Genomic DNA, 10,844 nt, shown 5'->3' with positions numbered 1-10,844 from the left:
GGGGCAGGCGGAGCCTGCCCCCATCACCGGCCCCGTACGCAAGCGCCACCCCACCACCCGAACACCCTTTTCTCCGGTCTCTCGAACGCCGTCCCAAGAAAGCCGTTAAGGCCCTCGTGAAGCGCGTACGGCCTCTCCCCGGGAACCCCTAACGCCGCCGCCAAAGACCAACCTCGAAGACGTCGTCGAAGAAGCGATCAGATCGGGGCCGCTGCCAATCACCTGAACGCCCGAGCCATCGCTCCGACCAGGCGTTCTGTGCTGCTTCGGCGTTAGCAATGTTCGACCCCGCCTCCAACGCGGCCATCTCTGTCCACAGCCTGTGGACGAAGAATCGACCGCCGTGACGATTCCGGGAGTGCGGCTACTGATCGTTTCAGATTGTCGCTGCGCGCAAGGCCTGGGGCAGTGACGTGATGCCGTCGGAGGCCAGGAAGTGGCCTGCGCCGGGGACGATCTCGGCGGTCGTGCCGAGCAGGCGGGCGAGGCGGTCGGTGTGGCCGGGCGGGACGACGGGGTCGGCGTCGGAGCGGATGACGGTGAGGTGGTCGATGCGGTCGGCGAGGCCCTGGACGTCGCAGCCGCCCGCTATGAAGGCGTCGAGGTCGGGGAGGGCGGGCAGCGGGTCGACGAAACCAGCGACCAGGACGAGGGTGCCGAGGCGCCACGGGGACGGCAGGGAGCGCAGGTGGCGCAGGACGGCGAGGCAGCCGAGGCTGTGCGCGACGATGATCGAGTTCTCGTCGGGGGTGCCGGCGTCGGCGTGGACGGCGGCCGTCCAGGCGGCGGGGTCGGGGGTGCCGGAGTCCGGGAGGGCCGGGATCGTGGTGGGGATGCCGGCGCGGCGGAGCTGCTCGGCGAGGTGGCCGAACCAGTGGTCGGCGGGGGTCGCGCCGTAGCCGTGGACGATCGAGGCGCGCCGCTGGGTTGTCCGGGTGGTCATGTAGCCGGACGGTAGGGCCTGACATCGGTGTGAGGGTCAAGCCGCCGGGTACTGATTTGGCTTGGTTTCTGGGGGGATGAACGGGGCGGCTGAAGGAGGGACGGTGGCGGAGTCGGGCGGGACGGCGTTCGTGCTGGGCGGCGGGGGCGTGCTCGGCGCGCACGAGGTGGGGATGCTGCGGGCGCTGGAGGAGGCCAAGGTGCGGCCCGATCTGGTGGTGGGGACGTCGATCGGGGCGTTGAACGGGGCGTTCGTCGCGGCGGACCCGGAGACGGCGGTGGGGCGGCTGACGGGGTTGTGGTCGGACGACGCGGCGCGGGAGGTGTTCGGGGCGCGGGTGTGGGAGCGGCTGTGGACGCTGGCGCGGTCAGGGACGCATCTGCATTCGGCGGAGCCGCTGCGGCGGATGCTGGAGGAGCTGCTGCCAGTGCGGGAGTTCGGGGAGATGGCGGTCCCGTTCCAGTGCGTCGGGGCGGGGATCGAGACGGCGATGGCGCACTGGTTCGCGCAGGGGCCGGTGATCCCGGCGGTGCTGGCGTCGTGCGCGGCGCCGGGGCTGCTGCCGCCGGTGGAGGTGGACGGGCGGCATTACTTCGACGGGGGGCTGGTGCACAGCATCCCGGTGGGGCGGGCGGTGGCGCTCGGCGCGACGCGGATCTACGTGCTGCAGGTGGGGCGGGTCGAGCGTGCGCTGGTGCCGCCGCGGCGGCCGTGGGAGGTGGGGATGGTGGCGTTCGAGATCGCGCGGCGGCACCGGTTCTTCGAGGAGATGGCGGCGCTGCCGGACGGGCTGGAGGTGCACGTCCTGCCGGCGGGCGGGAAGCGGCTCAAGGCGGGCGTCGACTACTCGCAGATGCGGTACCGGGACGCGTCGGGTATCGCGGGGCATATCGAGCGGGCCTATGCGGCGTCGTCGAGGTATCTCGAAGAGCGGGTGTGAGATGGTGCCGCCCCCCGTGGTCCGGCGGCTGGTCTGCACGCCGGTGCTGTTCCTGCTGACCTTGCTGGTGGTGCTCGCGTTCCCCGTCGTGTGGTTCTTCGGGACGGTGTTCGGCCGGGAGCGCCGGCGCGCCGTCCGGTTCCTGTGGTTCGCGCTGGCGTGGGGGGTGCGGGAGTCGGCGGCGGTGGTGGAGTGCGGCTGGCTGTGGTGTACGGGGCGCGGGCATGACGAGCGGCATTACGACGTGATCCGCCGTTATGTGGCGGGCCTGTACGCGGTGGCGGGGCGGCGGCTCGGGCTGCGGGTCGAGGACGAGGGGAGCTGGGACGGGACGGGCGGCGGCCGTCCGCTGATCGTCCTCAGCCGGCACGCGGGTCCGGGGGACGCGCTGATCCTCGTCCATCACCTGCTGACCGGGTACCGGCGGCGGCCGCGGGTGGTGATGAAGGCGGAGCTGCAGCTGGATCCGTGCATCGACATCGCCGCGCACCGGATGCCGAACGTGTTCGTGAAGCGCGGCGGCGCGACGGAGCGGATCGGGCGGCTGGCGGAGGGGCTGGGGCCGCGGGACGCGCTGCTGATCTTCCCGGAGGGTGGGAACTTCTCGCCGGAGCGGCGGTACCGGGCGATCCGGCGGCTGGCGCGCCGGCACCGCCGGCGGGACGCGGTCCGGGCGGCGCGGTTGCGGAACCTGATGCCGCCGCGGCCGGGCGGCGTCCTCGCGGCGATCGAGGCGGCGCCCGGCGCGGACGTGGTGTTCGTCGCGCACGTGGGGCTCGACCACATGGCGTCGGTGCGGGACATCTGGCGGCGGGTGCCGCTGGCGGAGCCGGTCCGGGCGCGGTGGTGGCGGATCCCGGCGGAGGAGGTGCCGGAGGAGCGGGAGGCCCGGATCAACTGGCTGTACGCGCAGTGGGAGCGGGCGGACGCGTGGATCACGGCGAACCGGTGATCGCGATAAGCCGTTGACGTGGTCAATAGACTCCAGGGCATGGCGGACGAGGGGACGGTGCGGGTCGATCTGTGGATCTGGTCCGTCCGGCTGCTGAAGACGCGGTCGATGGCGACGACGGCCTGCCGCGCGGGGCACGTGCGGGTGAACGACGAGCGGGCGAAGCCGGCGACCGCGGTGAAGATCGGCGACGAGGTGCGGCTGCGGCACGACGGCCGGGAGCGGATCGTGGTCGTGCAGAAGATCGTCCGCAAGCGGGTGGGGGCGCCGGCGGCGGCCGAGTGCCTGATCGACAAGAGCCCGCCCCCGCCGCCGCGGGAGGCGCTGGTCCCGATCGGCCGCCGCGACCGGGGCGCGGGGCGCCCCACGAAGCGGGACCGCCGCGAGCTGGACCGGCTGCGGGCGCTGAACTCGACGCTGAACCGCCCGCCCGCGGGCTGACCCCCGGCCGCCGGGCGGCCGACCTCAGACGCTGACGGCCTGGACGGCGGACCGGGCGAGGACGCTGCCGTTCGCGGCGAGCGCTTCGGCGACGACGCGCGGTGCGACGGGCATCGTCGCGGCCGTCTCGAATCCGGTGCGCCGGGCCGTCGCGGCGGCCGTGAAGCGGGCCGCGTCCGCGTCGGTGAGGAACCGCCAGGCCGCGACGTCGGTGGCGCCGTTCCAGCTCGCGTGGACGCGCATCCGCCCGTCGGCGACCGACGCGACGGCGACGGACGGCGCCGTCGCGGGCCGCGCCGACCAGGGCGAGCGGTACGCCCGGTAGGAGCCGGCGCCGGTCATCTCCATGACGGGCTTCCCGTCCGGCCCGAACTCGATCACCGTGGCGGTCGAGCCGTAGCCGACGACCGCGTTGCCGCCCTGGAGCAACTGCACGTTGCCCATGTACTGCCCGTAGGTCTTGCCGTCGGTGTACTCCCGCAGCAGCGTCGCCTTGCGGGCCCTCTCGTCGATCTTCAGGAGGAGGCCGCGGGAGGGGCCGTCGCCGACGTTGGTGATGTGGTTGTCGAACAGCGAGATCGTGGTGGCGTCGAGGCGGCGTGCGTCGTGCTGCCAGGCGAACGCGGCGCGGGGGCCGATCGCGAAGTCGCTGCGGCGGCCGCCGAGCCGCCACCGAACGGCGCCGGTCCGCCGGTCGACGCAGTACAGCGCGCAGGTGTCGCGCGCGGAGACCAGCAGCGTGTCGCCGTAGGCCTGCACCGAGTTGACGTGGACCGGGTCGAACGTCCGGCCCTTCGTCCCGTCGGTGTCCTTGGTCATCGGCATCTTCGTCTCGGCGATCGCGATGTGGTCGAGCGCCTTCCAGTCGAGCAGCACCTTCCCGGTCGCGATGTCGACCTCCTGGACGCGGCAGCCGTACACGTGCCCGTCGCGGGGGCCGCCGATCGGCCGCAGGTCCGCGGTGACCTCGGGGTAGGCGGTGAGGAGCGCGGTGCCGCGGTCGGTGAGCTGGAACTCGTGCAGGTCGCCGTGCATGCCGTCGCCGGCCCGCACCTCGGCGATCTTGGTGTAGGTCCGGTCGAGCAGGACGCCGTTGCCCGCGCCGTGCCCGCCGACGAGCCGCGCGCCCTCCCAGTAGGTCAGCACGGGCTCGCCCTTGTAGGTCTGGACGCGCAGGTCCGTCACGAGATCGCTGGAGCCGCGGAACCAGACGGGTTCGCCGTCGTCGTCGACGATGAGGGCGTCGGCGTAGTCGGTGCCGCGGAACGGCCCGAGGAACACCAGCCCCGGCGCGGTGTTCCCGGTGCGGCGGACGGTCAGCTTCGGCGGCTGCGTGCCGGGCAGCGTGAGGTAGCCGCCCGGCTCGGCCGCGGCGGCGTCGGCGTCGGGGCCGCCGCCGCGTTGGAGCGTTCCGGCCGCTCCCGCCAACGCGGCCCCGCCGGCCAGCACCGTCCCCACCAGAAACCCGCGTCGCGACAATCCCATGCCGCACGGTCTATGCGGCGAAACTGGGAACTCGCTGAACGCGGACTGAGGTAACCCTATGGACATCCCGGGCGGCGGTCTGCGACCATGCGGACCATGATCGATGAAAGGGGCGTCGCCGCCCGCATCCGATGAGCGGAGCCGTGCAGCGGGACGCTGCCGCCCTCCGCGACGCATGGCTGGGCCGGGCGCTGCGTGCGCTGCCCGCCGACCGTCCGGCCGCCGAAGCGGCCATCTCCGGCCTCTACCGCCTGGCCGGACTCGATCCGCCCCGGTTCCACTGGGTTCCCTCGCCGCTCGCGGCCTTCGAGACCGTCCCGCCCGGCATGCGCCTGCGCCCGGACGGGCCGCACGTCTTCGACGGGTCCGCCGCGCGCGCACTCGCCACGTCCGTGTTCAAGCTGCGCCTCGATCTCGACGAGGCGGTCAGGGAGCACTGCTCCAGCCTGGCCGGCCTGTTCCGGCAGCAGGTGCAGGGCTCGCTGGCCCGCTCGGTGCGGGGCACGCTGGGCATGGCCGCGCGCGCGGCGCACGATTCGAAGGGCGCTGCGGCCACCTGGTACGAGAGGCTGTGCGTCTCCTGGTTCGCCTACCACGACGTCATGCGCCGGGTGGCGGGCGTTCCGTTCACGTCCGAGCAGGTCAGGGCCCTTGATTTGTGGGAGGCCGCGCTCACGTCGGCCGGCTGGTGGTGGCCGCACGAGGACGTGTGCGTGGTGTCCGAGCGGCCCGTCGCCGTCAGCACCGAGCCGGCCGGGGACGACGGGGAGGTGCGCCTGCACGCCCCGGACGGCCCGGCGATCCGCTACGCCGACGGCTGGGACGTGCACGTCTGGCACGGCACCCCGGTGCCGCCCTGGGTGATCGCCGACCCGTCGCCGGAGCGCATCGACCGGGAGGTCAACGTCGAGATCCGCCGGTGCGCGATCGAGCGCCTCGGCTGGCCCGCCTACATCGAGGGCGCCGGCCTGCGGCTCGTCGGCGCCGCGCCCGACCCCGGGAACCCCGGCTCCGAGCTGCGGCTCTACGACATGCGGCCGGACACCCGCGTGCTGCTGGCCGTCAACGGGTCGGTCGAGCGCGACGGCACCCGCCGCCGGTACGGGCTGACCGTGCCGGGCGCGATCGGCGACCCGGTCGCCGCGGCCGCCTGGACGTACGGGCTGTCCGCCGAGCAGTACTCCCTCCTCGCCCGCCGAACCTGAAGGTGATGACCATGGAACAGACTCTCGCGTCCCTTTCCCGGCAGACCGGCGTCGCGGTGCTCGACCACCTGGAGCGGTCGATGCGCATCCCCGTCGTCGACGGCCTCCAGGCCCAGGGCGACCTGATCGTGATCCCGCTGGACGCCGTCGCGCCGGCGGTGCGGCCCGCGCCCGACGAGCCGCGGTTCGGCGCCCCCAGCCCGTGGCGGGACGTCCCGCCGGAGGGCGTCGAGCTGCTGCGCGCCGAGGCCGGCGGCAACACGCACACGCTCGTCGCGGAGCCGGGCATCTGCCGCTGGACGGCGAACGTCGCCGACGACACCGGCCTCGCGATCGGCGCGTTCACGGCGTCGGAGGTCGTGTACCTGCTGCATCCCGAGCACGGCGCGTCCGGCTGCGCGCCGGGGACGTACGTCGTCCGGCGGCAGCGCGAGCACGACCGCCGGCGCGGCGGCGCCCGCTTCGTCGCCGACTGACCCGCCCCGGCGCAGGGGTCAGCGGAACTCCAGGCCGGCGAACTCTCCGGACTCGCGCCAGCGGTCCAGGTAGGAGAAGTAGGCGGTGGCGCCGGCGGGGTAGCCGACGTTCAGCAGCGACCACGGCGAGGGGGCCTGACCCTCGTTGTTGTAGTAGCCGGGCGTGCAGTCCGGCAGGAACCGCATCGGGGGCGGCGCGGTGCGCAGCAGGTCGAGCCAGGTGTCCTCGGCCTCCCGCGTCACCTCGACCTCGGTGAAGCCGCCGTCGAGGGCGTGCCGGATGACCGCCGCGGTCGTCGCGCCCGCCTCGGTGAGGTTGTGCGGGATGTTGGAGATGAGGTTCGCGCCCTGCGCGGGCTGCACGACGAACGCGTTCGGGAAGCTGTGGACGTGGGTGCCGTGCAGGGTGCGCATCCCCTCCGACCAGTACTCCGACAGCTTCACGCCGCCGCGTCCGGTCATGTCGTAGCCGGTGCGCCGGGTGTACTCGGTGCCGACCTCGAACCCGGACGCGTAGATGACGCAGTCCATCTCGTACTCGCGCCCGCCCGCGACGACGCCGGACGGGGTGATGCGGTTGACGCCCTTCCCGTCGGTGTCGACGAGGTGGGTACCGGGGACGTTGAACGCCTGCAGGTACTCGTCGTGGAAGCACGGCCGCTTGCACAGCTGCCGGTACCAGGCCTTCAGCCCGGCCGCGGTGTCCGGGTCCGCGACGATCGCGTCGACGCGGGCGCGGATCTCCTCCATCTTCTCGTGGTCGGACTCCTCGTAGACCTCCGCCATCCGCTCGAGCGTCATCTCGCCGGGGCCGAGCGCGGCGTACCGGGCGCGGATGCGGCGGCTGAGGTCGGTCCAGCCGTCCATGACGAGGTCGATCTCGGCGGTGCCGCCGGTCTGGTTGGAGGTGAAGTTCTCCAGCCAGCGCCGCTGCCAGCCCGGCGTCGCGATCCCGGCGAACCACTCCGGGTCGATGGGGTAGTTGTTCCGGACGTCGACCGACGACGGCGTGCGCTGGAAGACGTACAGCTCGCGGCAGGCCCGCGCGAGGTGCGGGACGCACTGGACGGCCGTCGCGCCCGTCCCGATGATCGCGACGCGCTTGTCCGCGAGCCGGTCCATGGGCGCGCCGGACGGGTCGCCGCCGGTGTAGGCGTAGTCCCAGCGGCTGGTGTGGAACGAGTGCCCCTCGAACGCGTCGATGCCGTCGATGCCGGGCAGCTTCGGGACGTGCAGCGGGCCGGTGCCCATGGCGACGAACTGGGCGGTGAACGCGTCGCCGCGGTTCGTCCGGACGGTCCACCGGGACCGGGACGCGTCCCATTCCAGGTCCTCGACCTCGGTGTGGAACAGCGCGTTGTCGTACAGGCCGTACTGCTTGCCGATGCGGCGGCAGTGCTCCAGGATCTCCGGGCCGTGCGCGTACTTCTCGGTGGGCATGTGCCCGGTCTCTTCGAGCAGCGGCATGTAGACCATCGACGCGGTGTCGCACTGGGCGCCCGGGTACCGGTTCCAGTACCAGGTGCCGCCGAAGTCGCCGCCCTTCTCGACGATCCGGACGTCGGCGACGCCGGCCTCCTTCAGCCGGGCGCCGGTGACGAGCCCGGCGAACCCGCCGCCGATGAACGCGACGGTGACGTGGTCGGTGCGCGGCTCGCGCGGCGCGACGGGGGTGTACGGGTCGGTGAGGTAGTGGGCGAACCGGCCGGTCAGGCGCTTGTACTGGGCGTTGCCGTCGGGGCGGAGGCGCTTGTCGCGTTCGGCGCGGTACTTCCGGCGGAGGGCTTCCTTGTCGATCATGCATGCTCCGGGGGCGGGGCCGGCGGGCGGGCGCGCGCGCTCGCCCTCGTCCCGAACAGAATGACATTCAGGACCGTCCAAAGGCGACACTCGTGAACGAATCACCGGCTTGCGGTCGTCGGGGCGGATACGATCGCGCTGCGGCCGCGGACCGAGGACGCCGGCCCTTGGTGCGGAGTCGGAGGGAGGCGCCCCGAGTGGTCGAGCAGAACGCGGCGGGCACGGCCGGGCAGGTCACGACGGCGCCGGCGGAGAGCCTGGTCCCGGCATCAGAGGTTCCGGCGGCGGAGGTTCCTGTCCCGGCGGTGGAGGTCCCGGCGGTGGAGGTCCCGGCGGTGGAGGTCCCGGCGAGGGAGGCTTCGGTCGCGGCGGTGGAGGAGCTCCTCGAAGCCCTGCACGCGATCGACGCGGACGGCTGGTACCCGGCCATCGACGTCGAACGCCCGTGGTCGGCGGCGAACCCGCACATCACCGGGGAGTTCGCGCGGCCGGGCGCGATCCGGAACTACCTGCGCAGGGAGCTGTCGGCGCTGATCCGGGCGGGCGCGAACGTGAGCGTGCGGGCGTCGCGGCGGGCCCTGCCGTTCGACGATCCGGGCTTCTTCGCGGCGCTGGACGAGGACCACGTCGACCTGCGCGGCAAGAAGCTGTTCCTGTTCGGGCCGGAGCGCATGGCCCTGTCCCTGGACCGGCTCTCGCACTACTGCGGGACGCCCGCCGAGTCCTTCCAGCGGCACGTGCTGTTCACCAACTACGCGATGTACATCGAGACGTTCCGGGAGCGGTTCCCCGACGCGGAGGGGCCGGAGCGTCCCGGCGTCCAGATGGCCGCGTGGCACCACCGCACCGAGGCGGGGGACGGCGTCAGCCTCGTCGACATCGGCGTCGGCCCGTCCAACGCCAAGACGATCACCGACCACCTGGCGGTGCTGCGCCCCGACACCATGATCATGGTCGGGCACTGCGGCGGGCTCCGCAACCACCAGCGGCTCGGCGACTACGTGCTGGCCACCGCCTACCAGCGCGCCGACCAGGTGCTGGACGAGGTGCTCCCCACCGACATCCCGGTCATCCCCAACCACCGGCTCAACACCATCCTGCTGGACAGCCTCGAGGCGGCCGGGGCCGGGTACCGGCTGGGCGTGGTGCACACCACCGGCAACCGCAACTGGGAGTTCAACCAGCGGCGGACGCTCGCGGCGATGAAGGGCGCCCGGTGCATCGCCGTCGACATGGAGTCGGCGACGATCGCCGCCAACGGGTTCCGGTACCGCATCCCGAACGCGACGCTGCTGTGCGTCTCGGACAAGCCGCTGCACGCCGCGCCGAAGCTCTCGGGCGGCGCGAAGTCGTTCTACGAGACCAGCAAGCGGCGCCACCTCGACATCGCGCTGGCCGCGCTCGAACGGGTGCGCAGTGACTTCCCCGACGGCCTGCCGAACCAGGATCTGCGCGCCTCCGACGAGCCGCTGCTCGGCATGGAGACCTGACCCCGAACGCCGGCAGGTGCTAGTCGAGCGTGATGACGACCTTCACGTCGTCCTTGTCCGGTGCGAACGCGTCCTGGAACCGCTCCAGCGGGACGCGCCGCGACACCAGCCGGCCGAGCCAGTCCAGGTCGGCCTTCGCGAGGGCGTCCGCGGCCGCCGCGTAGTGGTCGAGGTTGGCGTTCACCGACCCGACGATCGCGTCGTTCTCCAGCACGATCTCCCGGTTGATGCCGCCCGCGTCGATCGTCAGCTTCCGTCCCGTCGGCGACACGCCGGTGAGGCAGACGATCCCGTACGCGCCGGTCGCGGCCATCGCGCCGAACACCAGCTGCCCGACGCCGGTCGCCTCGATGACGATGTCGGGCCTGGCGTGCGCGACGGCGGCGTCCATGCCCTCGCTGTGGTACGTCGCGCCGAGGCTCTTCACCAGGTCCGGTTTCGGGCCGTCCGCGACCTGGTCGAGGACGTGCACGTCGAGCCCGCGCTGGACGCCGAGCAGCGCCGCCAGCAGCCCGATCGGCCCGGCGCCGGTGACGAGGGCGGACTTCGGCTCGTACCAGGCCCGCGCGCCGACCTTCTCGACCTGCTCCCACGCCTTCGCGACCACCGTCGTCGGCTCCATCAGCATGCCGACGTCCGCGAGCCGCGGGTCGAGCTTCACCGCGTAATCGGCCTCGACCGTCCACGCCTGGCTCGCGTAGCCGTCGATCTCCTTGATGCCGCGCTCGGTGTAGCGGCCGTTGCGGCACATGTCGAACTGGCCGTGCGCGCAGGCGCCGCAGGGGTTCGGGTCGGGCCGCCGCACCACGCCGACCACGAGGTCGCCCTCGGTGAACCCGCTGCCGGACGGCGCCCGCCGCACCCGTCCGAGCGACTCGTGCCCAATGACCAGGTGGTCACGCCCCGGCGGCGCCCAGCCGTACTCGCCCGACGCGATCTCCCGGTCGGTGCCGCAGACCCCGACGGCCAGCCCGTCCACCAGCAGCTCGCCGTCGCCCGGCTCCGGATCGGGGACGTCCCGGACGGACAGCGAGTCCTTCTGCCCGGGGACGACGGTCAAGGCGCGCATGCGGTTCTCCTTCGGTTCCGTGCTCTGCCTGTCTTCTCGCTGT

General features: G+C 73.0%; 10 protein-coding genes. 6 read left to right on the top strand and 4 right to left on the bottom strand.

Annotated features, from left to right (window positions below):
* Positions 1-376 precede the first annotated feature (376 nt).
* Complete coding sequence (locus F9B16_RS18480) at positions 377-943, bottom strand: RBBP9/YdeN family alpha/beta hydrolase (protein WP_151541330.1); 567 nt, start codon at positions 941-943, stop codon at positions 377-379.
* A 103-nt stretch (positions 944-1,046) separates the two neighbouring features.
* Here F9B16_RS18480 and F9B16_RS18475 point away from each other — a divergent pair, with 103 nt between their 5' ends.
* Genes F9B16_RS18475 through F9B16_RS18465 form a run of 3 tightly spaced genes read left to right on the top strand, consistent with a single transcriptional unit; the run spans position 1,047 to position 3,276 of the window.
* Positions 1,047-1,883 (top strand): patatin-like phospholipase family protein, encoded by an 837-nt coding sequence (locus tag F9B16_RS18475; protein WP_225991740.1) that lies wholly within the window; start codon positions 1,047-1,049, stop codon positions 1,881-1,883.
* Position 1,884: 1 nt separating this feature from the next.
* Positions 1,885-2,835, top strand: coding sequence for a 1-acyl-sn-glycerol-3-phosphate acyltransferase (locus tag F9B16_RS18470; RefSeq protein ID WP_151541328.1), 951 nt, complete (start codon positions 1,885-1,887; stop codon positions 2,833-2,835).
* 39 nt (positions 2,836-2,874) lie between these two features.
* Positions 2,875-3,276, top strand: a complete 402-nt coding sequence (locus F9B16_RS18465) for an RNA-binding S4 domain-containing protein (protein WP_151541327.1) — start codon at positions 2,875-2,877, stop codon at positions 3,274-3,276.
* Between the two features lie 24 nt (positions 3,277-3,300).
* Here the strand turns inward: F9B16_RS18465 and F9B16_RS18460 are convergent, their stop codons facing one another.
* Entirely contained in the window at positions 3,301-4,761 is a 1,461-nt protein-coding gene (locus tag F9B16_RS18460) for an arylsulfotransferase family protein (RefSeq protein ID WP_192808851.1), read from the bottom strand.
* A 143-nt stretch (positions 4,762-4,904) separates the two neighbouring features.
* Here F9B16_RS18460 and F9B16_RS18455 point away from each other — a divergent pair, with 143 nt between their 5' ends.
* Both F9B16_RS18455 and F9B16_RS18450 read left to right on the top strand, forming a co-directional pair.
* Entirely contained in the window at positions 4,905-5,966 is a 1,062-nt protein-coding gene (locus F9B16_RS18455) for a DUF6745 domain-containing protein (protein ID WP_225991739.1), read from the top strand.
* Positions 5,967-5,977: 11 nt separating this feature from the next.
* Positions 5,978-6,442 (top strand): hypothetical protein, encoded by a 465-nt coding sequence (locus tag F9B16_RS18450; RefSeq protein WP_225991738.1) that lies wholly within the window; start codon positions 5,978-5,980, stop codon positions 6,440-6,442.
* An 18-nt stretch (positions 6,443-6,460) separates the two neighbouring features.
* On the opposite strand, the gene F9B16_RS18445 is transcribed toward F9B16_RS18450, so the two are convergent.
* Complete coding sequence (locus F9B16_RS18445) at positions 6,461-8,242, bottom strand: flavin-containing monooxygenase (protein ID WP_151541323.1); 1,782 nt, start codon at positions 8,240-8,242, stop codon at positions 6,461-6,463.
* Between the two features lie 197 nt (positions 8,243-8,439).
* Here F9B16_RS18445 and F9B16_RS18440 point away from each other — a divergent pair, with 197 nt between their 5' ends.
* Positions 8,440-9,732, top strand: a complete 1,293-nt coding sequence (locus F9B16_RS18440; RefSeq protein WP_225991737.1) for a phosphorylase family protein — start codon at positions 8,440-8,442, stop codon at positions 9,730-9,732.
* Positions 9,733-9,751: 19 nt separating this feature from the next.
* Here F9B16_RS18440 and F9B16_RS18435 read toward each other — a convergent pair whose 3' ends face one another.
* Positions 9,752-10,801: a glucose 1-dehydrogenase gene (locus tag F9B16_RS18435; protein ID WP_151541321.1), complete on the bottom strand. Its 1,050-nt coding sequence runs from the start codon at positions 10,799-10,801 to the stop codon at positions 9,752-9,754.
* Positions 10,802-10,844: the final 43 nt, after the last annotated feature.

This window comes from Actinomadura montaniterrae (genome assembly GCF_008923365.1).
In the GTDB taxonomy this organism is placed as follows: Bacteria; Actinomycetota; Actinomycetes; order Streptosporangiales; family Streptosporangiaceae; genus Spirillospora; species Spirillospora montaniterrae.
The sequence above is the reverse complement of the archived record's forward strand: the minus strand, read 5'-3'. Positions and strand labels throughout refer to the sequence as shown.

Bases quoted from the DNA above. Each gene is read 5' to 3' on its own strand.
- F9B16_RS18435 (WP_151541321.1), bottom strand. From the start codon at position 10,801: ATGCGCGCCTTGACCGTCGTCCCCGGGCAGAAGGACTCGCTGTCCGTC.
- F9B16_RS18465 (WP_151541327.1), top strand. From the start codon at position 2,875: ATGGCGGACGAGGGGACGGTGCGGGTCGATCTGTGGATCTGGTCCGTC.
- F9B16_RS18470 (WP_151541328.1), top strand. From the start codon at position 1,885: ATGGTGCCGCCCCCCGTGGTCCGGCGGCTGGTCTGCACGCCGGTGCTG.
- F9B16_RS18450 (WP_225991738.1), top strand. From the start codon at position 5,978: ATGGAACAGACTCTCGCGTCCCTTTCCCGGCAGACCGGCGTCGCGGTG.
- F9B16_RS18480 (WP_151541330.1), bottom strand. From the start codon at position 943: ATGACCACCCGGACAACCCAGCGGCGCGCCTCGATCGTCCACGGCTAC.
- F9B16_RS18445 (WP_151541323.1), bottom strand. From the start codon at position 8,242: ATGATCGACAAGGAAGCCCTCCGCCGGAAGTACCGCGCCGAACGCGAC.
- F9B16_RS18460 (WP_192808851.1), bottom strand. From the start codon at position 4,761: ATGGGATTGTCGCGACGCGGGTTTCTGGTGGGGACGGTGCTGGCCGGC.